The 25,222-nt window shown below is 55.0% G+C and carries 20 protein-coding genes; 2 read left to right on the top strand and 18 right to left on the bottom strand.

Annotated elements, in window-relative coordinates:
• Positions 1-314 precede the first annotated feature (314 nt).
• From QET93_RS01140 to QET93_RS01200, 13 genes are all read right to left on the bottom strand, one after another.
• On the bottom strand, positions 315-623 hold the full coding sequence (locus tag QET93_RS01140; RefSeq protein WP_280132959.1) for a ferritin family protein: 309 nt from the start codon (positions 621-623) through the stop codon (positions 315-317).
• Between the two features lie 95 nt (positions 624-718).
• Positions 719-1,750: a hydrogenase expression/formation protein HypE gene (hypE, locus tag QET93_RS01145; protein ID WP_280132960.1), complete on the bottom strand. Its 1,032-nt coding sequence runs from the start codon at positions 1,748-1,750 to the stop codon at positions 719-721.
• Between the two features lie 8 nt (positions 1,751-1,758).
• Positions 1,759-3,312 carry a sulfatase-like hydrolase/transferase gene (locus QET93_RS01150; protein ID WP_280132961.1) on the bottom strand — a complete coding sequence of 518 codons (1,554 nt, stop codon included), beginning with the start codon at positions 3,310-3,312 and terminating at the stop codon, positions 1,759-1,761.
• Positions 3,313-3,317: 5 nt separating this feature from the next.
• The gene (gene hypD / locus QET93_RS01155) at positions 3,318-4,409 is read right to left on the bottom strand and encodes a hydrogenase formation protein HypD (protein ID WP_280125803.1); all 1,092 of its coding nucleotides are present in this window, start codon (positions 4,407-4,409) and stop codon (positions 3,318-3,320) included.
• Positions 4,406-4,762, bottom strand: coding sequence for a HypC/HybG/HupF family hydrogenase formation chaperone (locus tag QET93_RS01160; protein ID WP_322190051.1), 357 nt, complete (start codon positions 4,760-4,762; stop codon positions 4,406-4,408). Before QET93_RS01160 ends, hypD begins: the two co-directional genes overlap by 4 nt.
• Positions 4,677-7,007 carry a carbamoyltransferase HypF gene (hypF, locus tag QET93_RS01165; RefSeq protein ID WP_280132962.1) on the bottom strand — a complete coding sequence of 777 codons (2,331 nt, stop codon included), beginning with the start codon at positions 7,005-7,007 and terminating at the stop codon, positions 4,677-4,679. The genes QET93_RS01160 and hypF overlap by 86 nt, the downstream gene beginning before the upstream one ends.
• A gap of 12 nt (positions 7,008-7,019) precedes the next feature.
• Complete coding sequence (gene hypB, locus QET93_RS01170; RefSeq protein ID WP_280132963.1) at positions 7,020-7,802, bottom strand: hydrogenase nickel incorporation protein HypB; 783 nt, start codon at positions 7,800-7,802, stop codon at positions 7,020-7,022.
• A 6-nt stretch (positions 7,803-7,808) separates the two neighbouring features.
• Positions 7,809-8,150 (bottom strand): hydrogenase maturation nickel metallochaperone HypA, encoded by a 342-nt coding sequence (locus QET93_RS01175; RefSeq protein ID WP_280132964.1) that lies wholly within the window; start codon positions 8,148-8,150, stop codon positions 7,809-7,811.
• Complete coding sequence (locus tag QET93_RS01180) at positions 8,143-8,688, bottom strand: hydrogenase maturation protease (RefSeq protein WP_280132965.1); 546 nt, start codon at positions 8,686-8,688, stop codon at positions 8,143-8,145. Before QET93_RS01180 ends, QET93_RS01175 begins: the two co-directional genes overlap by 8 nt.
• Positions 8,681-9,844, bottom strand: a complete 1,164-nt coding sequence (locus tag QET93_RS01185) for a cytochrome b/b6 domain-containing protein (RefSeq protein WP_280132966.1) — start codon at positions 9,842-9,844, stop codon at positions 8,681-8,683. The genes QET93_RS01180 and QET93_RS01185 overlap by 8 nt, the downstream gene beginning before the upstream one ends.
• Entirely contained in the window at positions 9,841-11,598 is a 1,758-nt protein-coding gene (locus tag QET93_RS01190; RefSeq protein ID WP_280132967.1) for a nickel-dependent hydrogenase large subunit, read from the bottom strand. Before QET93_RS01190 ends, QET93_RS01185 begins: the two co-directional genes overlap by 4 nt.
• 18 nt (positions 11,599-11,616) lie before the next feature.
• Positions 11,617-12,900, bottom strand: a complete 1,284-nt coding sequence (locus QET93_RS01195) for a hydrogenase small subunit (protein WP_280132968.1) — start codon at positions 12,898-12,900, stop codon at positions 11,617-11,619.
• Between the two features lie 168 nt (positions 12,901-13,068).
• On the bottom strand, positions 13,069-14,391 hold the full coding sequence (locus QET93_RS01200) for a C39 family peptidase (RefSeq protein WP_280132969.1): 1,323 nt from the start codon (positions 14,389-14,391) through the stop codon (positions 13,069-13,071).
• 112 nt (positions 14,392-14,503) lie between these two features.
• On the opposite strand from QET93_RS01200, the gene clpB reads away from it, so the two are divergent.
• Both clpB and QET93_RS01210 read left to right on the top strand, forming a co-directional pair.
• Complete coding sequence (gene clpB / locus QET93_RS01205; protein WP_280125813.1) at positions 14,504-17,089, top strand: ATP-dependent chaperone ClpB; 2,586 nt, start codon at positions 14,504-14,506, stop codon at positions 17,087-17,089.
• 177 nt (positions 17,090-17,266) lie between these two features.
• On the top strand, positions 17,267-18,340 hold the full coding sequence (locus tag QET93_RS01210) for an acyltransferase (RefSeq protein ID WP_280132970.1): 1,074 nt from the start codon (positions 17,267-17,269) through the stop codon (positions 18,338-18,340).
• Between the two features lie 16 nt (positions 18,341-18,356).
• Here the strand turns inward: QET93_RS01210 and QET93_RS01215 are convergent, their stop codons facing one another.
• Genes QET93_RS01215 through QET93_RS01235 form a run of 5 tightly spaced genes read right to left on the bottom strand, consistent with a single transcriptional unit; the run spans position 18,357 to position 25,220 of the window.
• Entirely contained in the window at positions 18,357-19,370 is a 1,014-nt protein-coding gene (locus QET93_RS01215; protein ID WP_280132971.1) for a uroporphyrinogen decarboxylase family protein, read from the bottom strand.
• Positions 19,367-20,101, bottom strand: coding sequence for a vitamin B12 dependent-methionine synthase activation domain-containing protein (locus tag QET93_RS01220; RefSeq protein WP_280132972.1), 735 nt, complete (start codon positions 20,099-20,101; stop codon positions 19,367-19,369). The genes QET93_RS01215 and QET93_RS01220 overlap by 4 nt, the downstream gene beginning before the upstream one ends.
• 21 nt (positions 20,102-20,122) lie before the next feature.
• The gene (locus QET93_RS01225) at positions 20,123-20,761 is read right to left on the bottom strand and encodes a corrinoid protein (RefSeq protein ID WP_280125817.1); all 639 of its coding nucleotides are present in this window, start codon (positions 20,759-20,761) and stop codon (positions 20,123-20,125) included.
• A 25-nt stretch (positions 20,762-20,786) separates the two neighbouring features.
• Positions 20,787-21,881 (bottom strand): uroporphyrinogen decarboxylase family protein, encoded by a 1,095-nt coding sequence (locus tag QET93_RS01230; protein ID WP_280132973.1) that lies wholly within the window; start codon positions 21,879-21,881, stop codon positions 20,787-20,789.
• A gap of 27 nt (positions 21,882-21,908) precedes the next feature.
• On the bottom strand, positions 21,909-25,220 hold the full coding sequence (locus tag QET93_RS01235; protein ID WP_280132974.1) for a glycoside hydrolase family 2 TIM barrel-domain containing protein: 3,312 nt from the start codon (positions 25,218-25,220) through the stop codon (positions 21,909-21,911).
• Positions 25,221-25,222: the final 2 nt, after the last annotated feature.

Raw genomic sequence — 25,222 nt, forward strand, 5'->3', positions numbered from 1 at the left:
CAATAAATCTTTATTCTGCTTCTTATTGTATTATTATCTATTTACAATAAATGACTTATTGATACTTATAACGGATTGCCAAACCGCTTCAACAAAGTCGACATCATGAGGGTTAATTAACTGTAATTTCTCCCCACATCCACCAAATAACCAATTATAACCACCTTACGATCAGAAAAATGATCCCCATCCCAGATTAAGGCAAAAACGTTTCTACACAAAAAAAGCCCGACTCGACAAAAATGTCGAACCGGGCACGATGAACACGAGGGTTCACGAATAACTGTCAACGGGATACTCCCGGAATGAAACGGTCAGGATTTACCCAATTTTTTGATTTTTTCCTCTGTTTCCTCACTTCCTTCATCATAGTAGCCCTGTTCTTCGGGGGCCAACTCTTGAAGGAGCCTGTAAAACTCGCCCGCATGTTCCTTTTCTTCATTGGAGATTTCAATCAGGACTTTTTTGGCAAGTTCGTTGTCAATGGATTCCGCCAACTGCTCATAAAGTTGGATGGCTTCATATTCCGCTGCAATCATAAACCGGATGGCACGAATCAACTCCTTATCCGTCAGCTTCCGGTCTTCCTTGAGCCCGCTAAATGCATTTGAGAATTCTGGCATGCAGGGTAGACAAATTCTCCCGGCATTTCATTCACGAAAAAAATGTCTTTCAACTTATTTTTCCTCTACAATCCACCCCATCAACACGCCAAAGTTTAGCAGATCCTGGGCAGCTGGGCTCCGGATGGCATGCCCAGTATACGCCTCACCCCCATAACTCCATTCATCACAAGAGGTGCTGCCATGCGGCCTTCTACCCGCCCCACAACGCATGCTCCGGACGAAACGGGAACGGAACGCAGGGCAGCCAAAGTCCGCGCGGCGGCATCCGCCGGGACGATCGCCAGGAAACGCCCTTCGCAAGCCACCTGGAGGGGATCCAACCCCAGAACGTCACAGGCAGAACGCACTTCGTCGCAGACCGGGATTGATACTTCGTCCAGAACAATACCCAATCCGGACGAATCGGCAATTTCATTCAGGGTTGTTGTCAGGCCTCCGCGGGTTATGTCCCGCAAGCAATGGATGTCGGCGCCGCTCCGGATCAAAGCATCAACCGACGGCCACAAAGGAGCCGAATCGCTCTCCAGCGACGAGGAGAACCCCAATCCTTCCCGCACGCTCATAATCGTCATTCCATGCCGTCCCAAATCACCGCTGACGATCACCGCATCTCCCTCTCGGATAGAAGAGGGAGCAATCAATCCCGGGTATTCCGGAGAACCGATGCCGCATGTATTGATATAAACGCCATCGCCCTTCCCTTTTTCCACGACCTTGGTATCGCCCGTCACAATGCTCACTCCCAGCTCGGAGGCGGCACGGGCCATCGACTTGACGATTCGTTTCAGGACGGCCACTTCAAGACCCTCCTCCAGAATAAATCCCGCACTCAAATACAAGGGACGGGCACCGCTCATCGCCAAATCATTCGTCGTCCCATGAACAGCCAGCGAGCCGATGTCTCCGCCGGGAAACACCAGTGGATGGACGACAAAGCTGTCCGTCGTCATTGCCAGCGTTCCCCCCGGTACGGAACGCAGGGAAGAGTCATGCAGAGAAGACGAATCTGTCCCGAAAGCCGGAAAAAACACTTCCTCCAGCAGACGGTTCATCAGCAATCCGCCTCCGCCGCAAGCCAGAGACACGCGGTCGGAATCATCGTAGGGAACCGGGCAGGAAAACATGGAACCGGTTATTTTGAAGATTGATCCGGCATAACGAAAACCGCCGGAAGTCCTGTTTGAGTATCAATCGGAAACTGAGCGCCATGCCTGGTATGTTCCGTCACCAGTTTGCGAGCCATGGCCTGCAACTGTTCCGGACATTCCCGGGTCAAATCATGCTGTTCCTCCATATCCGACTTGAGATTGTAAAGTTCCCACTTTTTCGTATGGTACCGGTAGATAACCTTCCAGTCTCCCTCCCGGTACAGGACGTAATAGGCATCGTTGTGCTGGTGCGGGAAATTGAGGAAATACGTTTGCGGACGGTTGCATGAGCCGTCCCCGCGAAGAAGACCGCTGATATCGTACGAATCCAGACCGTCCGGGACCTTGCCTCCCGCCATGCTCCCGAGCGTCGCAAACATGTCCTGCAAGGCCACGACACGGTCACACCGGCTACCGGGGACGATCGGATACTGCTGCTGGAGAGGCTGAGCGGGATTCAATTTCGCCCAGGAAACGATCATGGGCGTTCTGATGCCGCCCTCATAGGGAGTCCCCTTCATACCCCGAAGCGGAAGGCATTTGTTTTTCCAGGGAGCGGTTCCACCATTGTCGGAAGCGAACACGACCAGAGTACGGTCGGCAACACCCGCTTCGTCTAATGTTCCCAGAAGATGGAGAATCGATTTGTCCATCCCGGAAATCAAGGTGGCATAATTCAGAAGAGCTCCCTTCAAGGAGGGATACAGAGCCTGGAACTGAGGATCCTTCATCAGGGGGGAATGGACGGCATAGTGCCCCATGTAGGCAAAAAACGGCTTGCCCGTTTTCACGGATTCCCGGATTTCGGAAGCCATCTCCGTGCTGAGAGCATCTGTCAGGAACGTATCGGTGTTGTAGTATTTTTCCAGATTGGGCACATCCCTGACTCCGTGTATTCCCGTTTCCTTATAAGACTTTTCGGCATAGCAATCCTCTCCGAGGTACGAGGCGGGATGCCCGGCTCCCGATCCGCCGACATTCACGTCGAATCCCAGATTTTCCGGTTGAGCGGCTGAATTGGAAGTCGGTCCGAAATGGGCTTTCCCGACAAAGAGAGTCCGGTAACCGGCGTCGTGCAGCATACGGGCAAGGCTCGGATCATCTGACGTCATCCCCTGCATTCTCCAGGCAGGAGGACGCATGGTTTTGATTCCCCGCATACTCGTATCCGCCGGCTTGTCAGGATTCGTCCAGTTACTGATATGGGTGCGGGACGGATTGTTTCCGGTCATCAGGGCGGTACGGCTCGGAGAACACACACTGGGGGTATACGCCTGGGTAAAAATCATGCCCTGGGCAGCCAGTTTCTCCATGCCCGGCGTCTTAAACACGGCATTACCCGGAGAGGGAATAGCCTTGCCGCTGTCCCCGTAATGAAAAGGAACGGACGTATCCTGCCATCCCATGTCATCGACGAGGATAAGCAGGACATTAGGCTGCTGCTTCATCTCCGTTCCGGCACGGACCTGCCCCGCCATGCTTCCTATCAGAAAGAATGCGGCAAACGCTCCCCATTGATTGATTCTCCAAGTGTTCATGAAGGTTATCTATTCATTTTGTATCGGTAATAAGCAGCGCAAGCCCCTTCTCCGGATACCATCGGCGCCCCCAGGGGGGATTCGGGACGGCAGCGTACGCCAAACGCAGGACAACAGTCCGGCTTCAGGATACCCCGTAAAACGTCCCCAGCCCTGCATTCCAGATGTACTTCAGATAGAGCAGGCAGGGCAAGACTGAATTTCTTCCGGGCATCGAACGCGGCATAACTTTCCGAAAGATCCATGCCTCCGCCGGGAATCACTCCCAAACCACGCCACAATCTGTCCACCGGACTAAATACGTCACGCATCAATTCCAACGCCGACGGATTGCCTTCCGGCCTCACCGCACGCGCATAGGTATTGTCAACACGCGCTTCACCCTGTTCCAACTGACGGACACATGCCAGAATACCCGCCATCAAATCGACCGGTTCGAACCCCGTGACCGCTACCGGTACATGATACCGGACAGCCAGTTCCGCATATTCGCGTTCGCCAGTCACGGCACACACGTGTCCCGGAGCCAAAAAAGCATCCGGACGAGCGTCAGGCGATTCCAAAAGCATTTTCATGGCAGGAGGCGCAGCCACATGAGCGACGAGCAAGGAGAAATTGTCCAATCCCATCCGGGCAGCCATCTTCACGGCCAATGCACTGGCGGGAGCCGTCGTTTCAAAACCGACGGCAAAAAACACTACCTGTCTGTCCGGGTTATCACGAGCCGTCAGTACAGCATCCATCGGAGCATAGAACATCCGGACATCGGCACCACGGGCACGAGCCGACAACAGATCGCCACGACTTCCCGGCACCCGCAGCATATCTCCGTAGCTGCCAAGAATCATTCCAGGTTTCCCTGCCAGTTCTACCGCCAGATCAATCAGCCCGACAGAAGTTACGCAAACGGGGCATCCCGGTCCATGGATCAACTCAATCTCCGGCGGAAGCAGTTCCTCCAGACCATACTTCGCAATGGCATGCGTCTGCCCGCCACACACCTCCATCAGCTTCCAGGGGTGCGCCACCAAGGCGGCAATTTCCCCGGCCAGCCGGGAAACAGCCTCCGGGTCACGATAGAAAGCCGCTACATTCACGATTCGGAGGCGCCTTCCCCACGCCCGGTATCGCTCTCCTCCACCATCTTCCTCAAATCGTCCCTCGCCTGCAGGGCGGACTCGCGATCCATCACACTTAACGCCATTCCCACATGGACGATGACGTAATCCCCTACCTCCGCTTCCGGTACGCAACCAAGATTGACCTCGCGGGAAATACCGCCGAAATCAACCATGCCCATCCGAAAAAGCGGATCGGCGTCCGAAATGCCCGTGATTAAACCTGGTACTGCAAGACACATAATATCAATAAGCTGGATAATGGTGAAGCACGGCCGCAATCTGTCCGGCCGCCAACCCTCCGTCATGGGCCGGCACCCGCTGGGGAACATGGAGTGTTACTCCGGCACGTTCCGCCCGGCGCATTAGCAATTCGAGCAACAGAACATTCTGAAAACACCCGCCGCCTACACAAACTCTGTTTCTACCCGATTTCAAAGCATGCGTCACGATCAATTCCGCCAGACCGTCATGAAAACACCATGCCAGCCGCGCCCGTGAACAACCTGCCGCCAACCCGGTTTCCAACGCTTGCAATGCCGGAACCCAGTCCATCACGCCGCCGGTGTCCCCTTCTCCCCAGGAAAGAGGAGGAACGTGCCCCCACTCCGCCTCCGGATATTCCCATGCCCACGCTTCCAGCTGCATGGCAGCCTGTCCTTCGCACCGAATCAATCCGTCGAATCCCAGAAAAAAGGCCACTGCATCAAAAATACGTCCCATACTGCTGCAAAGCGGCGCATTCAGTCCCCTCTCTATCATCAACCGGCACGCCTTCGACAAATCCGGGGCCAAAGCCGCCTGCAACCTTCCGCGCAATGTCCGGCAAGACTGCAGTTCCGGCGCGGCAAGCAGGGAAAACGCCACACGGCGCGGGTCCCGGACGGCGGCATCCCCACCCGGCAAATGAAATGTCCGCAGATGTCCCACACGCTTCCAAGCAGTTTCTTCCAAAGCAAACCATTCCCCTCCCCACACAGTACCATCCGGACCGTACCCCGTACCGTCCCAAGCTACGCCAAGGCATGGGAAAGGAACTTCGTTCTCCTCCATGCACGCAAGAACATGCGCCACATGATGCTGGACCTCCACCAGCGGCAAGCCTTTCCTCTCAGCCAGATCACGCCCATACAGGGAAGCCTGGTAGTCGGGATGGGAATCTACAACAACAAGTTCCGGCGAAGCATGCAGCAGGTGTCCCAGATCATCCGCCTCCCGGCGAAACGAGACCAGTGAAGCCTCGGTATCCAAATCTCCCATATGCTGGCTCAGAACAGACCTTCCGCGGACGCGCCAGCCGAGGGCATTCTTCATCTGCCCTCCCAGAGCCAGAATTACCGGTTCACCTTCCCCCCCATGGCCGCACACAGGCAAGGGAGCATATCCCCGTGCCCGGCGCACCACAAGTTCGCGGCCTCGCCATACCCGCACGACCGAATCGTCCACCGGACGCAGGACGGGCCGATCGTGCATCAAAAACAAATCTGCAATACCGGCCAGTTTGCACAAGGCTTCCTCAGGCGACACGCACAGGGGCTCGTCGCTGAGGTTTCCACTAGTTGCCACGGGAAGCCCTCCCCAGGAATCCAGCAATAGATGATGCAAGGGAGTCGTCGGCAGCATGACTCCCACCCAAGGGCTGAACATACACACGGACGGAGCCGGCAAACATTCTGGCGGAACATCGTCCCTGCGCCGCAACAACACGATCGGAGCCGCCGGTGAAGACAACACCCGGCGTTCTTCCGGCGATAAAAAGGCAATTTCCCGCACTACCGCCTCCGATAGAGCCATCAGGGCAAACGGCCTGGCATCCCGTCTCTTGCGCTCGCGAAGCCTGCATACAGCTTTCTCATTGCGGGCATCCGTCAAAAGCTGGACTCCACCCAACCCCAGCAGAGCCACGATACCACCGCCATTCAGGCAATCGGCGGCAGCGGCAATCATTGACGAGGTCTTCTCCCCGGATCTCCCCGATTCCACCATGGAACCATCTTCCCCATACAACGCCAGAGACGGGCCGCATGCAGGACATGACACCGGCTGGGCATGAAAACGCCTATCCGCCATATCCCCATATTCCCTCCGGCAATCCGGACACATGGCAAAATGTTTCATGCTCGTATTTCCACGGTCATACGGAAGGGATTCGATGATGGAATAGCGGGGTCCGCAGTGCGTACAATTGGTAAACGGATAACCGAAGCGGCGGTTCGCCGGATCTCGGATTTCGGCAGAGCAAACCGGACAAATCACCAGATCAGGCAGAAGAACCGGTTCCGTCGCACCGTCGCAGGAACTTTCCAGAATCTCCATGCCGGATAAACCGGACGGCTCCAGCCAACAGGGCTCCATGCTATAAATGGACGCCAGGGGCGGCTTTTCCGTTTCCAGTCGTTCAACGAAAGCCAGGAGGCAATTCCGCGGACCTTCTACCTCAATCGCCACGCCGCCGGGATCATTCCTGATCCAGCCGGATAGTCCTTCTTCACAAGCAAGACGGTACGCGAAAGGACGAAATCCCACCCCTTGTACAGTCCCCGTCAGGGAAAGCTGAAGCCTGCATACCGTCTCCATGCCGAATCACAATCAATGATGGTGATGTCCATCCCCCGCATAACCGCGTGTACGAAGGTGCCGAAGAACATCGCACCAGGTATCTATGCCGTCGCCCGTCCTTGCCGACACTTCCAGGATATCCGCATGGTGGGCAATCCGATTCAGGTTAGCCAGAGCTGCCGTCCGGTCAAATCCCGCCGGTCCTGCGAGATCAGTCTTGGTAATAACAACGATGTCCGCCATATGGAACATGGGAGGATATTTCAATGGCTTATCCTCACCCTCCGTCGTAGATAACAAAACCGCACGGGCATGTTCGCCGAGATCGAAATCCGCCGGACAAACGAGATTGCCGACGTTCTCGATAATCAATATATCCAAGGAGTCCAGATCCATTTGACGTGCCGCACGGGCCACCATGGACGCATCCAGGTGACACATGGTTCCCGTCGTAATCTGCACCACGGGAATCCCGGCTTCGCGCAGGCGGACGGCATCGTTGTCCGTCGCCAGATCCCCGACGATCATACCCACTTCCGCTCCTTGCGCCTTCAAGCGCCGGGCCGTTTCCGCCAGCAGAGTCGTCTTGCCTGAACCGGGAGACGACAGGACATTCAGCACCCAGACATTCTTCGCCTCGAAATATCCGCGGTTACGTTCCGCCACCCGCGCATTTTCATCCAAAATGGGCATGTGAACATCCTCCGCATGGGTATGTCCCTCCTCATGGGAGTGACCGTGTTCCCGGGGCTCGACAGGGCAACCGTCAATTCTAACGTCTCCTCCGTGATCGCATCCGCATTCCTTGCACATAATTTCTTAGATCCATTCTACTGTTTTGAGTTCCAATTCACGCCCCCGGAGGATCACCATGCTGGGTTCTCCGCAACCGGGACACACATAACCGTTGCCGGCAAATTCGAAATCGCTGCCGCAAGTACTGCACCGGCAGCAAGCCTCTACCCACTCCACTTCCAGGGAAGCGCCCTCCGCCATCGTACCGTGCGACAAGGCACGGAAGGCATTTTCCAATGCTTCCGGAACAACGCTGCTAAGCGATCCGACCGTCAGTACCATCCGCGTGATGCGGCGCCCTCCCTTGCCCACCGCAATCTCACGGGCCATGGACAAAGCTCCGGCCACAATCCCCGCCTCATGCATGAGCACCCTCCTCCCCACATTGCTGCAATATGGCGGCAATTCTCTCCCTGGCCAAACGAGCGGCGGCTTCCAGCGCGGCTCGAACAGGCGGACTCATCGGCCGGGCAAACCCGGCATCCTCCGCCTCGATACCGACCATTTCCATAAACGGAGGTAGCGTCCCCCGCAACTGGGCAGCCCCCAGCACCTCATGAAGCCCCAGTTCGTGCGGTGACAATGTCCGCGAAAAAAACCCCGGCAATTCTTCACGCATCCTGTGCAAAACAGAGCCTGGAGCAGCCCCTGTCTTCATTGCATCCAGGAACAAGACGCCACGGGCATCCTCAATCAGAGGAAGCAGGGACATCGCCATTGTACCGCCATCCTCAAAAACGACGGATTCCGGCCATCCCCCCCCATCGCGCACCAAGTGCAGAAGCTCAATACCCGCCCCATCGTCCCCCATCACGGGATTCCCGAGCCCAAGGACAAGAAGGCGGCAAGGATCGCGACCGGAAGCACAGGCATCCGCGGCAAACGTCTGGAAAAAATTATTCATCGTGGAACCGTACTCCGCGGCGAACCCAGCGGCCGCCGCTGAACATGGAAGAAATCGTTCCGTCGCGATCCACATTACCTGCAAGAATACTCAGGTAAACGTGTATCGTAGCAAACAGCAGGAAGCACCACATGCCGATCAAGTGGAGCAGACGGACATTGGCAACCCCGATCCAATCGTTCAACGGCATGAACCAACTATAAAACCAATGCGTCGGCTGGTACAAGGCATACAGGGCAAAGCCCGTTACCACCATGAAGGTAAACAGACCGTAAACGCCCGTGTACGTCCACTGCTGGAGAGGATTGTGACCGATGTAACGGGGACCGTCGAAACTGCGTGCGAAAAAATAATCCAGCGCGGTTTGATAAAGGTCGACCCAGCGCTGACGCGACACCGGAAACAAAGAAGCAAAAGTCTGGTACTTGTTGGAGGCAAAAAAGAAGAGGCTAAACCGCAAAATCAACACCGCCACCAAAATCCAGGCCACGGCATAATGAATGAAACGCACGTCTCCAAACTCAAACCGGCTCGTCAATTCGCCGCGTATCAGAAACCACCCTTCCGCAATACAAATACCGGTAGCCGCCAACGTCAGCACACTCGCTACCCACATCCAGTGGAGAACGCGGAGGGGCCAGTCCCACAAGGGGAAATAACGGAAATCCGTACGAGCATCACGGATGCTCTTCACCAACCGGTTGGCAATCATGGGGATCGCACCCCGGAATTCCCACGCCCCGCCGTTCCGGCGCGTCGCAAGGGCGACGGCCCGGTAGCCTTGGTGGGCATAGGCATGCATCGCTTTTTCCATCTGCATGCATGTTTCGCGCGATACACCGCACATACGCATCAAAAACGACAAATCGCCACGGGCTACTTCCAGTTCCTCCCCTCCGCCCTCCGACTTGATCCGGGCCGTACTATACGGCCTTGTCCGGCCGGGAGCGATCCAAGATCCCTCCTTTTGGCTAAAGCCGATGCTTCCTGTTTCCTCGACTGCCGCACGCACCAGCGCGGCATCGCCCGGATCGTCACCGCCATTGCAGGAAGCAGCGGCAGCCATCCTCAGGAGTTCCTGCGCCGTTGTCGAACCGGAAGGGAGCGGGTCGCGCACCATCACACCGACATCCCCTATTTCTACACGCGTCTTCATGGATCCTGATGAGTTGAAATGGCATTCCCCCGTTCATCGAAAAGGTGTACCGCACACGACTGACACGGATCGTAACTATGGACAGTTCTCAACGCTTCCAAGGGCTGCGAAGGATCCACCAGAGGGTGCCTGCCGCTATGACCCAGGGAATACTCATACGGTCCCATCTGCCCCTCGGGATCTCGGCCGGAACTATTCCAGGTACTGGGAACCACACACTGGTAATTAGTCACTGTCTTGTTTTCGATATGGACCCAGTGACTCAGACTGCCGCGTGGGGCTTCCACCCACCCGACGCCTTTGCACTTTCTCGGCCAGGAATCCGGCTCCCATTTTTCCTGATTGAAGGTCGTCGTATCCCCCGCCTTGATACGGGCGACGAATTCATCGAATTGCGCCACCATCTTGTCCACCGTAATCATGGCGTCCAACGCACGTCCATATGTCCGCCCCATCGTGGAATTGAGCAGACCGTTGTCATGAGGCAGCCCCAATTGGTCGAACATGGCATGAACCCTCTCGACAATATTGGGAACTCCCTGGGCATACCCCAGCATCATGCGGGCATTCGGTCCCGTCGCCATGGCAAAACCATCGTAACGGGGAGCCTTTGTCCATGTGTATTTCTGGCGGTCCGAGAGCCATTCGTACGGAGGCGTGGGCCCCGTGTACTTCGGATTGGTTTCACCGGAGTATGGATCCAGGCCGACATTATCGCCTTGGGTGTAGGTGTACCACCCGCTGGAAATAAACTCGGCAATCTTGTCCTGGTCGAAATCGATGACATTTTTGTAATCTCCACGGAGGAGAACACCAGGCTTGATCAAGCCGTCTCCCTTCGGTTTCCCGGAACAGGACGAAGCGGGATCACCCGTACAGAACACATTCGGGTTGGAAGCTCCAATATGGAAGTAATCCTTGTAAAACGATCCGATCGCCATCACGTCGGGATAATACACCTTATGGATGAAATCGTGGCTCAGATCAATCAACTGCTTAACCAGGCTGATGGCATACTGGTTGACCGTTTGGTAATTGTCCATGTTAATAGCACAGGCCATACCACCGACCAGAAAATTCGGATGAGGGTTCTTGCCTCCGAAAATCGTATGAATTTTGATCATGTCCCGCTGCCAGGTCAGAGCCTGCAGATAGTGCCCCACGGCCATTAGATTGGCTTCCGGCGGCAATTTGTAGGCGGGATGCCCCCAATAACCATTTGTAAAAATCGAATACTGTCCGTAGGCAATCGATTCCTTAAGCTTCTTCTGAACGCCGGCAAAATACTCCACAGACGACATCGGCCAGTCGGACAACTTCTGCGCCAATTTCGCCGCCTCGGCCGGATCAGCCTTCAAGGCGGAGACAACATCCACCCAGTCCAACGCATGGAGCTGGTAGAAATGGATCACATGGTCCTGGATACCGAGAGCGCCATTCACCAGATCCCGGATCAAGCGGGCCTGGACGGGTACCTTGTAATCCAAGGCATCTTCCACAGCTAGTATCGACGCCACGGCGTGAGAACCCGTACATACGCCACAAATGCGCTCCACAAACGCCCACACGTCTCGGGGATCGCGATTGCAGGCGATGGTTTCAATACCGCGGTACTGCGTCGTGGACACCCAGGCGTCCTTGATCACACCGTCGGCAGCCTCCAATTCCAGGCGCAAATGGCCTTCGATGCGGGTCACCGGGTCAACGACAACTCTGCGGGAGGGCTCGACGTTCTCGGAAGTCTTGGAATTCATCGTTTTGTAGTAATCTGGTTAGTTGTTTCCATCCGTTTTTTCCTTCCGGGGAGAGCTGTCGCAACAGGGAGAATCTGCATGCCGCGGTTCATCGTCTTCCCCATAATCCCGAGCTCCGGGTTCATCTCCGTAGGCAGGCAGAGAAACCCGCGTTTCTTCCTTCAAATACTGGCGTTTGTAGTGAATCGCCGTTCCGGCCACATGGGCGGCAATGGCCGCACCGGCGGCAGCCATGGCCGCAACACCTACCTTGTTGGCATTCGCCTCAATCCCGAATCCATGAACATCGGGCAATTCCGTGTAGAATGGCGACATGCGATCGAAAAAATACAATTCCGTACAACCGATGCAGGGATGTCCCGCCTGGATCGGAAACGTGACATTGCCGTTCCACCGGACAATGGGACAAGGTGAAAACGTATTGGGTCCCTTGCAACCCATCTTGTACAGGCAGAATCCCTGGCGGGCATTCTCATCGTCGAACGACTGGACAAATTGTCCCGCATCGAAATGGGCGCGGCGCGGGCAATTGTTGTGAATCCTCTGTCCATAGCCCATCAACGGCCTTCCCAGCCCATCGCAAGGAGGAGCTTGCCCCATCGTTAAAATGTACATGATCACAGCCGTAATCACATCTCCGATCGGAGGACAACCCGGTACATTGATAACGGGTACATCGGTCAAGACATCACGGACGCCAACTGCTCCCGTCGGATTCGGACGAGCTGCTTGCACGGATCCGAAAAAAGCACAGGCCCCGACAGCCAGCACGTAGGAGGCATTCTTGGCCGCACGGCGCAAAACCGCTTCAGTCGTTTCACCGCCGATCGTACAATATACGCCACCGTCCTTCATCGGAATGGAACCGTTGACTACGAGAATATGCGGTTCCTTCAGGGCGTCCTCCAAAGCCTTGTTGGCGGCTGTCCCGGAAGGAGCCATCAAGAGTTCCACATACGGCATTGACACCACAGACAATACCAGATTGCCGATTTCTTCATTGTAACTGCGTATTGTACTTTCCAAACATCCCGTACATTCCTGCAACTGAAGCCATACGACGACAGGACGTTTCAGATCGGCAATCTTCCGGGCAATTTCCTCCGCCCGGGTTTCTCCGCCAAAAGCAGAAGCAATCCCCATCAATCCGGCCAATTTCAGGCACCATGAATTAAACTGGCGTCGCGAAATGCCTCGTCTTTCCATGACTTCACCCAAAGTTTCCCCAGGCTTCCATGGCATGGGTTCCAACTCCGGCACTTCCGAGTCAAGGCCGGGCTTTTGCTGAGTATTCGGTTCCATAAGCTCCAAAGGAATCTGATTCCAAATGCCGTACTCCCGTTCAATCAAAAAAACTATTTTCGACAGATTCTTCTTGGGATTGGTTTGCCGAAATCAAAGGATCTTACAGCGTCCGCCAACCATTCCGGCACAGCTCGCCGGAAAACAAGAAGAACCCGGGAATCATCCTCACTTGGTAGGCATCACCACCAGTCTGCAAATCGTAATAGCCGCGGCATTGTCGATCGGCATTTCCTTGCAGGTATGTTCACTGCCCCAGGAGTCGGAAAAATAAATAACCTTTTTCTCCATATCGTAGCCGGTAATCAGGCGCATATGGCCTCCACGCGTCTGGCTGATCCGCATCGGTTCCGGGACAAGTCCCAACTGAACGGACCAGAACACCGGGATTCCGGCATCGACGTATTGTTTGATAGGCTTGATCCACCGCTCCATCTGTTGTTCGGAAGAACATCGAGCCTGTTTCAGCACTTCGGCATCACCCTTTTCCCAGATCGAGACCACATCCTTGGATTCGAATTTAGGTTTGTCGAGTTTGCGGGCGGCACGGTTGTACTCCTTAATCAGACGGAGATAGTCCTTGTACTCAAGAAGAGAATCGATATCGCGCACCCGGATCTGGAAACGGTTTCCGATTTTCTTGAGTGCTTCCACCATCTTCGAAACCGATGTTCCGCCATCTCCGGAAGCATCTGCAATAGAAGCCAGCTGGTGCTGGTCGATGTAATCCATCCCGTAATAAGAAAAAATACGCGCTGCCGTTGCCACGACGCAATACCCCTTTTGCCCCTGGTCCACCATGGGAATCCCCTCAATAACCGCTCCCTGGGTTCCGATTTTTTTCACATGGCTTTTCAGACTGTCCTTGACCGCCCGTTCCCCGGAAGAGCCGCGCATAAGAACCTGTTCGTCGGCACCCAATTTCAGACGGACAAATTCGGGTTCGAACTTGCTTCCCTTCCCTGTCGAGCTGGCCTCAAGAATGGCCGTGCCCTTGTCCCACTTCCATTCGGAGCCCTTGATTCTGACGGCACTTTCCTTGCGGGAAGGCTTGTAGGGCCGAGCTTTCTGCTCCGTCATCCCGTCCAGAGCCGCCACGGAGGCATCCACCAGCGCCTCAAATTCCTTTTCCGCGATCTCCCCATTATCCCCCTTATTGTACAGCATCGCCTGAACATGGGACAACTTGCCCTTCTCCACGGAGATCAGTGTTTCTCCCAGTTTGATCGAACCGACAGTAAATCGGGGCCGGGCAATACGAAGCGTCGTCTTTCCCTGATCCACCCATTCCCCCCGTTCGTTTTTGAGATATTTACCGGCAAATTCTTTCAACGGCATGTCCCACAAGGCTCCGGATTTCAAATCCTCGGACCAGTCGCCGCCGGCCCAGGCCGACAAAATGCTACCGCAACAGAAAAGGATAGAAAGAATCTGCTTCACAACCCATACCAATAACCGATCCCAACCGTCCGGGTAAAGTCCATTATCCATATTTATAAATTTTTCAACATTCTGCCTTCCTTTATTGTCATAATCCCCATGTAACAAAGGTGGCATGCGGTCATTCCCATGGCGTACCCGCTCCATCCAAATATATTCAATTATGCTCAACAACCTTACCACTAAATTTCAGGAAGCATTGATGCAGGCTCAGCGTTCCGCCGCTCAGGCGGGCCGTCCCGAAATCAATTCGCTTGATGTCCTCTGCTCCTTGCTGGAACAGGACGGAGGCATCCTTTCACCTATCCTCCGGAAAGCTGCCTGCGATCCGGGACTTCTTCTCCAAGCCGCAAAAAAGGAATTGGAACGCGAACCGTCCCAAAAAGGAAGCACGACCCAGCCCCAGATCGGGCAGGATCTCGCCGGCGTTCTCCAAGCAGCCGACAAGGAACGCGAAGCCCTCAAAGACGACTACCTGAGTGTCGAACATTTTATGCTCGGCGTTCTGGAAACGAATTCCAAAGCTTCCGCTCTCGTCAAAACCTTCGGTCTGGACAAAAACAATTACATGACCGCCATGAAGGAAGTCCGCGGCAACCAGCGCGTTACCGACGACAACCCTGAAGGCAAATATCAGACGCTGGAAAAATACGGAACCGACCTGACGGCTCGCGCCCGCGCCGGAAAAATCGACCCGGTAATCGGCCGCGACGAAGAAATCCGCCGTGTCCTGCAAATCCTGTCCCGACGTACCAAGAACAACCCCGTTCTCATCGGCGAACCGGGCGTCGGCAAAACCGCCATCGCCGAAGGCCTCGCCCGGCGTATCGTCAACGGCGACGTGCCGGAGAGCATGAAGAACAAGCGCATCGTCTCACTCAGCATCGGCTCCATGCTGGCCGGTGCCAAATACCGGGGCGAATTCGAAGAACGTCTCAAAGCATTCCTCAAAGAAGTAACGGATTCCAATGGAGAAATCATTCTCTTCATTGACGAACTCCATACCATCGTCGGCGCCGGAGCCAGCGAAGGAGCCGTCGACGCCTCCAACCTGCTCAAGCCGGCTCTTGCCCGTGGAGAACTCCGCACCATCGGAGCTACCACTCTGGACGAATACCGCAAGTACATCGAAAAAGATCCGGCCCTCGAACGCCGCTTCCAACCCGTCCTCGTCGGAGAACCCAGCGTGGAAGATACCATCGCCATCCTGCGCGGGTTGAAAGAACGCTACGAAGTCCACCACGGTGTCCACATCACGGACTCGGCACTCGTCGCCGCTGCCACATTGTCCGACCGCTACATTTCCGACCGCTTCCTGCCTGACAAAGCCGTCGACCTCGTCGATGAAGCCGCTGCCCGCCTGAAAATCGAACTCGACTCCATGCCCTCGGAAATCGACCAGATCGAACGCGAATCCATGCAGCTTGAAATGGAACGCCAGGCCCTAGTCAAGGAAAAGGACGCCGACAGCAAGGCGCGCCTCGAAAAAATCGTCAAGGAACTGGCCGACCTCAAGGAAAAATCCTCGTCCATGATCGCCAAATGGAAGAATGAAAAAGCAGTCATCGACGCTGTCCGCAAAGAACAGGAACGGATCGACCAACTGCGTACCGACGCCGAACAGGCCAAACGCCTGGGCGACCTCGGCAAAGCATCCCAGATTACTTACGGCGACATCCCCGAAGCGGAAAAAAACCTCAAGGAAGCCCAGCAACACCTGAGCGAACTCCAACAACAGGATGGAGGCGGACTTCTTAAGGAGGAAGTCACCGAAATGGACATCGCCAAGGTCGTTTCCAGCTGGACGGGCATCCCCGCCGCACGCATGCAGGAGGGAGAACGTGAAAAACTCGTCCACATGGAAGAACGCATCGGCAAACGCGTCATCGGCCAGCAGAAAGCCGTCAAGGCAGTCGCTGATGCCGTTCGCCGTGCGCGAGCAGGCTTGCAGGATGAAAACCGCCCGATCGGTTCATTCCTCTTCCTCGGTCCGACCGGGGTTGGCAAAACCGAACTCAGCAAGGCTCTGGCGGAATTCCTCTTCGACAACGAAGGGGCCATGATCCGTATCGACATGTCGGAATATATGGAAAAGCACTCAGTCGCCCGCCTGATCGGAGCACCTCCCGGATACGTCGGCTACGATGAAGGCGGACAGCTCTCGGAAGCCGTTCGGCGCAAGCCGTACTGCGTCGTCCTCTTCGACGAAATCGAAAAGGCCCACCCGGACGTTTTCAATGTCCTGCTCCAAGTGCTTGACGACGGACGCATCACCGACGGACAGGGCCGCACGGTCGATTTCCGAAACACGGTCATCATCATGACGTCCAACATCGGCAGCCAATTCATCCTCAATGAATCCAATGCAGAGCAACGCGAAGCAAAGGCCATGGAAACCCTGCGCTCGCACTTCAGGCCCGAGTTCCTCAACCGCATCGACGAAATTATCATCTTCGACCGTCTCACTGCCGAAGAACTCAAAGGCATTGTCGACATCCAGCTTGAACGTGTCCGCAAACGCCTCGAAGCCAAGGGAATGTTCCTGAAAATGACGCCGGAAGCAACCGCCCTCGTCGCCGACCACGGTTTCGACCCCGTCTATGGGGCCCGGCCTCTCAAGAGAGCTATTCAGCAAGACATCCTCGATCCCCTCAGCCTTCAGTTGCTGGAAGGGAAATTCCCCGAAGGCTCCGTCATCACCGTTCACGTCAAAAACGGCAGACTCGTCTTCGAAAGCGAAGAGAAATAGCCTCCCGTTTATCAAGCCCACATCCAGGCTCGCCCCGTCGTACCGGGACGGGCCTGTTTCAGTTCCTGCTAATACACTGCCGGATTCCCGCCATGTCTTGAGAAAACTGATAGATACGATTCCGACGACTCGGAATCCGCTTGCGTTCCCGACAGAAAAAACGCATAGGGTATGCACATGCAACAGGATTCGACCGTACAGCCCCCCCAATCAGGAGCCCGGCGCGTCGCCTGGGTGGACATCGCACGCGTCTATGCCGCGATCATCATCATTGCCAACCACCTCAACCTGTTCTCTCCGGATCTTTACCGAACCCTGTGGGCGCAATTCCTTTTTGCCAGAACTCCGTTTTTCTTAATTCTTGCCGCTTATTTTGTCGGAAGAGGAGCATTCGGAACATTTCGGCTCAACCAATTGTTCCTGATCAAGCGGGCAAGGTTTCTGTTCTATCCCTACCTTCTCTGGTGTACGGCGGCCTTGGTACTGACGGGAACGTCTCCCCATACTCCCCATGTCGAAACCTTCGCCCCTTTTTTTGCCTGGCTGCACGGAGGATCCCTTCCCTGGACGGATGCCTTCAAAGCACTCGCCAAATGTTACGGATTGGGTGGTCACCCCGTGGATGCTCCGCTATGGTTTTTGAGGGACATCATTCTTTTCACGTTTATTGCCCCGCTGCTCATGCGACTGGGAAAGTACGTGCTGCCTGTCGGCCTTGTCCTCCTTTCCTTCAATTTCTTTGCCCAGGGAGATCTGGGGCATGACTGGCCGACACCCGACAGTCTGGGATTCTTCTGCCTGGGCTTGTTCCTGTCCCGGCATTCACTGGACGAACTCCACGCCATCATCCGCCCGGTAGCGGCGTTCTTCGCGGCAGTATTGATTCCCCTGACAGTATGGCTGATCCTGAACCGCGACCAACATTCCATCATTTTGGTCATGATCGGTCTCGTCAGTCTCATTTCCGTCGCCATGCTGACGGAAGACCATCTCCCACGCATCGGGAAATGGCTGGCGCAACTGGCTCCTGCCGGATTCCTCGTTTTCGGAGCCCACCATATTATCATCATCCTGCTTCAGGACAGCGGATGGATTTCCTGTAAAGGATGGCTTTGGGACGTTACCTGGCTGGTCCTCGTTCCCGCGATCTATGCAATAATATGCGCCGTATTCTTCCTGATCAGGAAGTATGCTCCCGCCCTTTTGCCTTATGTGGCAGGTTACCGCGTCAAACCCGCACAGAGAGCCTGACGCGGCAGAAATTCCCTCACAGATGCGGGTCGAATTCCCGCACGGCCTCGAAAAACGCCCGTATATTCTCCCAGGATGTCGAAGGAGGAATATCACATCCTGAAGAAATCATGAAATTGGGCCACTTCGCGCATTTTCCCAGCAAGGCAACCGTGGTTGCCCGAATAGATTCCGGCGTTCCTTCACGGAATTGTCCGGACGGATCCACGTTCCCCATGGCAAGAACATGCGGAGGGACCTGGGGCATGACGTCCGCCATGTCCACGGCATTGCCGAAGTGCAGGGCGGCGGCACCCGTTCCGGCAATGGAGTCAACCATGTGCACGGCACTGCCTCCGCAATTATGGTAGATCACGATAAAGTCGTCGTCCTGGACACGTTCCACAATGTGTTTGACGTACCGGGATGAGAATTCATCTCCGAACTCGGGGGAAAGGAGGCCGGCCATCGGCTCCGCCATCACAACACCGTCGGCTCCGGCCCGCTTGAATGCCAGAGCGTACTCTTCCAAAAAGGAGGTCGTTTTGTCTAGCAGGGTATGTACGGTTTCGGGAGATTCATAGCAGGCCATCATGATGCCGGTAATATCCATCAGACGTCCGGCCAAAGAGAACGGGCCAATCATGCCGGCAAACACGGGACGGTCCCGAATCAATTCGACGGCTTGCGAAACGGCGTCGACATAAAGCCCGGATCGCCCGGTACCAACGGCAGGTATGACCAGCCGCTCTACTTCCTCAGGCGTTGAAACGAGGCTCCCAACAATAGTCGGAACTTCGTCGTCGGATACATGGACGGTTCCGCCAAAGCATTCCGCTTCCACGGACAAATCCATCAAGCTGACGGCTGCTACGGAATCCACTTGCCGAGCAACCGTTTCCATGGCACGGGCCTGCAAGCTACTGTCGGAAATCAGTTCCTTGACGGTAATCCCCATCAGGGAGACTGCAGGGAACGAAAGAATGGGCATGGCCCTGCATTCGGAGGAGGCGATACAATCCGCCACCCATTGTTTCATTTTTCTATTCATATCGATTCAGGTTTAATTGAATGCCTCTCTTGGGGGAGGCGGCGTTTGTAACAATCTTTTTTCCGGCAAATAGCGCACCCGTACGGCATTTTGACCAGTCCATGCCCCAATCCTACGACAGAACTCACGGATTTAATCGGCACCATGAGACAGGACTCCGTCAGGGACACGCCGCAAAAAGCGTCGGGAAGCAGAGAAAACAGCATTTTCTGCTCCATTACGTCCCAGCCGCAATAACCGGGACTGTACGAATTGGAAATATGCAGTCCTTCCCGGGCACAAATGGTTTCCAGAGCGTCCAGAGCCCGTGCAGCAACGGCTTCCACAATGGCAGATCCCAGGGAATCCGCAACCAAAAGCCTGACCATGTCTCCGGAACATTCCACATCGTGCCGCCAGGCATCGTAAGCGGACCCTGCCGTTGCCACCAAAAGGAAGAAGTCTTCACTTCCGCGAAGGCAGTGCATAATGATCCGGTCCGGATGGAATTCTTTATCTTCCAAACGAAGCGTACGGCCATCTACAATATCTCCCTCAACAGTTCTAAACCCGAACGACGGCGCACAAATGGAGGCCAGCTCCCGCTTCATGTCATCCAGTATGACCAGAATCCTGGGATCAGCCTCATGGTCGCCATATCCCATGTAACGGCAGACTTCAATGTCCGGAACGGACAGGGAGACAAAATCCACGGGAACTGTCTCCAGCATAGGCGGAAGGGAGGTCTTCATGGCCGGAGAGAAAAGGGCATTTTATGCACTCTGGACAAGAGAACGTGCCAGAGACACGGCGGCATTGGCATTCGGGCTGAAACCGTCCGCACCAATGGTACGGGCAAATTCTTCCGTCACCGGAGCCCCACCAATCATGATCTTGATGGAATTACGCAGGCCCTCCGCTTCCAGTGCCGCCACAACTTCCTGCATGTAGGGCATGGTTGTCGTCAGCAGGGCAGACATACCGAGGATATCCGCCTTGTGTTCGCGGACGGCAGCGACAAACTGTTCACTGCTCACGTTCGTGCCGAGGTTGACAATCTCAAACCCGCATCCTTCCAACATGGAAGCCACCAGGTTCTTTCCGATGTCGTGCAAGTCCCCCTTAACGGTACCGACAATAATGCGACCGGCCTGGATAGACTCATCTTCTTTCAGGAGAGGTTTCAAAAATTCAAGGCATTTCTTCATCGCTTGTGCGGCCATCAGGAGTTCCGGGACAAAGGCTTTTCCTTGTTCAAACCGCCTCCCTACTTCCTCCATGGCCCTTATCATATGGTCGTGGATGATATCTCCGGGGGCCGCACCGGAGGTAACGGCGGCACGGGTCGCGTCCAGCGCCGGAAGAGGTTTGCCGCAGAGGATGGATTCATACAGGGTATCCGTATCAGACATAATGTGATGATGGTTGGTTAGAATTTTAGTGAACTTGCTCCAGGGAACGTACCGCCTCGAACATTGCAAGAATGTTTTCGATGGGCGTATCTGCCTGAATATTGTGAGCCGGTGCAAGAATGTAGCCGCCGCCTTTCGCCAGAATGGCAATCCGACGGAGAACCTCTTCCTTCACCTGGGTCGTCGTGCCATGCGGCAGGAGTTCCTGAACACAAATCCCTCCGAAGAAAACCAGGCGATCGCCATAGGTCTCCTTCAACCACACGGGATCCATCCCGGCGGCAAGTGGCTGGATGGGATTCAGGATGTCGAGCCCCGCCTCAATGAAGCGCGGAATGAACGGCAAAATGGATCCGCAACTATGCCAGGCAATTTTCACATCCGGCTTCACTTTCTTGAATTCGGCGAACATAGTTCGAATACGAGGGAAGAAATATCGATCAAACATCTCGACACTAATCATCGGCCCATTCTGGGAACCGATATCGTCACCGCACCAAATAACATCCGCGCCCAAGGCTGCCAGGGTACACCCTACCCGAGTATGAAATGCAGCTACCTTGTCGAACAAGGCATCCACCCAGGGTTCTTCCATTGCCATACCCATGAACAGTTTTTCCAATCCGACCAGATACCAGGATGTTTCGAAGATCGAGCATTCCAAGTCTCCGATAATTCCGTAGTCCTTTCCGTATTTTTCAATAGCTTCCTGCGCCAGCCGAAAGCGTCCCGGGGCATCCGGATCGGGAAAGGGAAAGGCCTCGACATCCTCCACGGTTTCTACGTGGGCAAGAGGATGAAGCTCGAAATCGTCGTATAATCCATGATTGCGCATGCCGATTCCCCATTCATTCACCATGAGTCCGTCATCCAACGTACGCGTCGGAGCCGTATCCGGAGCGCAGGAGGCCACGCAGACACAGTCGCTTCCCAGTCTCAGCATCAGATCCATCCATGAAATACGGTTGGAACTCATGGGCGAATCAATAGGAGCCTCTACCGCCATGCCGAAATAACTTCCCAGTTTGTCCGCCAACTGAGGAACGATACTGCAAAACACGGGCGGACGGTCGGTCTCCCGGAAATTGACAGCATGGATGAGTCTTGCCTTGGAATTCATATATGTTTCTTATGTTGAGATGTTCCGTTATTTCATTTCCGCACCGGATATTATGAACTCCGACCGGATAGTATCGCCCTTCTTGAGGGGCCGTCGTTCTCCGCTGTAGTGAGTTGCGAAAAAGTGGTCCGCTCCGCCGGTATTAAACCCGGCCATCAACACGCGCACTCCCTCCGGCGACACCCAGGCTCTCAAAGCCTGGGGAGCAGTATCGGATGCGGGGCGAAAAGCGAAGCAACGGCCTTGTTCATTCTTCATCAAGACACGGCGGATATTCATTTTCGTTGCGATAAAGTCATTGCAACCCAACGCATTGGCATCATCTTTCCAAGCATGCCGAGGCTCTTTGCCAGGTTCTTCAACCCATTCTCGTACGACCGGTAAAGCCTGTGCAGTTCCACGAGGACGACCAATCTGGTCCTCGGGATACCAGGACCAATGGGCTTTGCGATCCCACTCCATCCTGTCGAACTCCCGGGGAAGCGTCCAGACAAGCCCCCATTGACGCGGATTGACGTCTTGATTGACAGTTACAGCATAGCGGACGAGCATGCTTCCTCCCTTCCGGGGAATAAATTCCAATTCCCCGCTTCCCCACGCACCGTCACCCGTCCAGCGCCTGCCGGCTCCCTTGTAGGAACCATCGCTCTTCCATGTCCAGACTTCCACGGGAGTATAAGGGTCAATCTGATTGGTCAACGTACTGCCCGCAGGGCCTGAAGAACCACCGGAATCATTGATATCCAGCACCATCGGAACCGGAAGAGGAACTTCAATACCATGGATTTTTACACCGTTGGACACCAGAGTCATCGGGGCAATCTTGCCGTCGGATGAAAGATTTTCCCTGTTTTCTCCACCGGGAATTGTAATGACTTCACGGGCTATTTCACGTCCGGACGGATCCTTGACAGACAAGGTCACTTCATCTCCTTTGCGAAAACCGGATCCCAGAGTTATTTCTCCCCGGGCATGAGGGGCGATATCCGCCCGGATTACTCCCGTTTTCCCCTTGCACGACCAGGTTATCCGGTTGTCCCGGAGGTTCAGGAAATTCTGACGGTTCTGGACATCGAGGCAAACCGGCTTTCCGGAATCGGCCCGAACGCCAAACACACGGAAAGGCGTGTAGGCCATACGCATGCCATGGTATTCCGGCTTGGCACGCCGCCAGCCATCGATGGGCCCCCAATGACCATAGCCGCAGAGGTTGCCGTCAGGAAGATGGAACACATCGTCAATGCCGCTCCACAGGGCGCCGCCCAGGCATCCCGGTTGGTCCCACATCAAATCCACCATGCGCTGGAGAGGACGGCTCCAATCCTCCCGGATTCCGGGGTCCGTCGCCAATTCACGGCGGTTGTAGCACTGAAGATGAGCGTATTCCCCAAACCAGACGGGACGGCCCGTTTTACTCCATTCGTCCGGATTATTCTCGGAGGGATAATGGTAGTTGGCAATATCGGCATGGCTACCGGCGTTGTTGTAGCCACCCCAGCATTGGTCATGGAAGACAAGGGGGCGTGACGATTCATAGCGTTTGGCCACTTCCAGCACTTTTTCCCATAAACAGCTCCACACGGACTCATTGCCCAGGGACCACATGATGATGGACGGATGGTGGCGGTTTGCCGCCATTTGATCCAGCGTCGGACGCAGAAGATAGGGAAGATAGTCGGGATTGCGATAATTCCAGCGTCTCCAGACAGGGCTTGCTCCATGCTGGATCCAGCAAACAGCCGACTCCGACTCGACAAAAAGCCCCAATTCATCGCATGCCTGAAGGAACTCTTCACTGGGCGGATAGTGAGACGTCCGCACTGTATTGACCCCGGCTGCCTTGTAAAGTTCAGCGTCTTTCCTGCACAGTTCGGGTGTCAGGCTCCTGCCACGCAGGGGATGAACTTCATGATGGTTGACGGCCAGCAATTTAACGGGCGAACCATTGACCAAAAGACGATTGCCGCTAACCGCCACCGTGCGGAGTCCAATTTTGCGTTCATAGCGGGAGAGAGGTTTGCCTTTCTCGCTTAAGGTACACACCAGCGTGTAAAGATAGGGAGTTTCCGATGTCCACAAATTCGCCTTTTTCACAGGAAGGGTGAATTCTACTCCCGTGGATTTGCCGGGAACAGCTTCCACCGGTATCTTCCGGGAAACGACTTCCCGACCATTCGCATCCTTGAGTGCGGCAGTCAGTACGACAGGACGGACTGAATCCCCGGCATTGGCGATATTCGCTTCGTAATGGAAGACAGCATCGGCACCATCAAGAGTCGTACGGCTATTATCGGAGGCCACATGTAAATCCGGCAAGGCAATCATGGCCACCTTGCGGAGAATTCCTCCCACCTGGTGAGCCGCATATTGGGAAATGCAGCCGACCGAGTCCGCAACGGATTCACTTTGCACCATGACCTCAACCACATTGTCCTCCCCAGGACGGACGGCATCCGTGACATCCAGTTCAAAGGGGACCATTCCGCCCTCGTGGCTTCCCACCTCACTGCCATTAACCACTACCCGGCAGACGGCATGCACGGCGTCGAAACGCATTTTCATTCGCCTTCCCTTCCAATCTGCAGGGACAGACACCGATTTACGGTAACGTGCAAATTGACCACGAGGCACGTCAAACCCTTGCATTTTCCACTCTCCGGGGACCTGGATGGGCTTGAATTCTCCCGTGTTGCCGGTCGATGAAAATTCCCATGTCCCATCCAACGATAGAATCGGAGTTGACGTACCTTCCACTGCTGTCGGACGTGGAGCCATTCCGGGCATAGGCATCACCAGCTTTTCCAACTCGTCTTGGGTCGGTTCCTTGAATTCCTTGTGTTCGCCCGGCTTCAACTTCCGACCGTCACGGGTCAAGATTTCCAATGTCTGGATAACGGCATTGGGACCGCTCATGGCATTAATGGTCAGAGTCAGGCGCCCTCCATACAGACGGGATGACGGAATGATCCATTGAGAGGAATGCGGCTGGCCCTTCTCCAGTTTCAATCCAGCTTCCAATTCGGTTCCGTTGGTATCCAGGGCAAGTTCCCTCGGTCCATCGCTCAAAAATGTAGCTTTAATCATGCAGTCCCGTCCGTCTTCGAGTCCTTCGAAATTGAACTCAAGAGGGTTTCCGAAAAAAATTTTCCTTTCCCCCTTCCATGGAGCAACGGCTCCGGCCGGGCATTCATACGACTCGAAACGGCCCCAGGGAGCAGCCTCGGAAGCATTCGCCGCATCCAGACGAACCGATGTTTTCCAGGATTCACCGGATGCCGTCAGCACACCCAGCAGGAAGACAAAAAACATTGTCAATAGTTTTAGCGAAGATTTAGACATGG

Source organism: Akkermansia sp. N21116, assembly GCF_029854705.2.
Lineage (GTDB): Bacteria > Verrucomicrobiota > Verrucomicrobiia > Verrucomicrobiales > Akkermansiaceae > Akkermansia.

Excerpts from the sequence above, each read along its gene's own strand:
- QET93_RS01140 (WP_280132959.1), bottom strand. The coding sequence starts at position 623 with ATGCCAGAATTCTCAAATGCATTTAGCGGGCTCAAGGAAGACCGGAAG.
- hypE (WP_280132960.1), bottom strand. The coding sequence starts at position 1,750 with ATGTTTTCCTGCCCGGTTCCCTACGATGATTCCGACCGCGTGTCTCTG.
- QET93_RS01150 (WP_280132961.1), bottom strand. The coding sequence starts at position 3,312 with ATGAACACTTGGAGAATCAATCAATGGGGAGCGTTTGCCGCATTCTTT.
- QET93_RS01160 (WP_322190051.1), bottom strand. The coding sequence starts at position 4,762 with ATGTTCCCCAGCGGGTGCCGGCCCATGACGGAGGGTTGGCGGCCGGAC.
- hypF (WP_280132962.1), bottom strand. The coding sequence starts at position 7,007 with ATGGAGACGGTATGCAGGCTTCAGCTTTCCCTGACGGGGACTGTACAA.
- hypB (WP_280132963.1), bottom strand. The coding sequence starts at position 7,802 with ATGTGCAAGGAATGCGGATGCGATCACGGAGGAGACGTTAGAATTGAC.
- QET93_RS01175 (WP_280132964.1), bottom strand. The coding sequence starts at position 8,150 with ATGCATGAGGCGGGGATTGTGGCCGGAGCTTTGTCCATGGCCCGTGAG.
- QET93_RS01180 (WP_280132965.1), bottom strand. The coding sequence starts at position 8,688 with ATGAATAATTTTTTCCAGACGTTTGCCGCGGATGCCTGTGCTTCCGGT.
- QET93_RS01185 (WP_280132966.1), bottom strand. The coding sequence starts at position 9,844 with ATGAAGACGCGTGTAGAAATAGGGGATGTCGGTGTGATGGTGCGCGAC.
- QET93_RS01190 (WP_280132967.1), bottom strand. The coding sequence starts at position 11,598 with ATGAATTCCAAGACTTCCGAGAACGTCGAGCCCTCCCGCAGAGTTGTC.
- QET93_RS01195 (WP_280132968.1), bottom strand. The coding sequence starts at position 12,900 with ATGGAACCGAATACTCAGCAAAAGCCCGGCCTTGACTCGGAAGTGCCG.
- QET93_RS01200 (WP_280132969.1), bottom strand. The coding sequence starts at position 14,391 with ATGGATAATGGACTTTACCCGGACGGTTGGGATCGGTTATTGGTATGG.
- clpB (WP_280125813.1), top strand. The coding sequence starts at position 14,504 with ATGCTCAACAACCTTACCACTAAATTTCAGGAAGCATTGATGCAGGCT.
- QET93_RS01210 (WP_280132970.1), top strand. The coding sequence starts at position 17,267 with ATGCAACAGGATTCGACCGTACAGCCCCCCCAATCAGGAGCCCGGCGC.
- QET93_RS01215 (WP_280132971.1), bottom strand. The coding sequence starts at position 19,370 with ATGAATAGAAAAATGAAACAATGGGTGGCGGATTGTATCGCCTCCTCC.
- QET93_RS01220 (WP_280132972.1), bottom strand. The coding sequence starts at position 20,101 with ATGAAGACCTCCCTTCCGCCTATGCTGGAGACAGTTCCCGTGGATTTT.
- QET93_RS01225 (WP_280125817.1), bottom strand. The coding sequence starts at position 20,761 with ATGTCTGATACGGATACCCTGTATGAATCCATCCTCTGCGGCAAACCT.
- QET93_RS01230 (WP_280132973.1), bottom strand. The coding sequence starts at position 21,881 with ATGAATTCCAAGGCAAGACTCATCCATGCTGTCAATTTCCGGGAGACC.
- QET93_RS01235 (WP_280132974.1), bottom strand. The coding sequence starts at position 25,220 with ATGTCTAAATCTTCGCTAAAACTATTGACAATGTTTTTTGTCTTCCTG.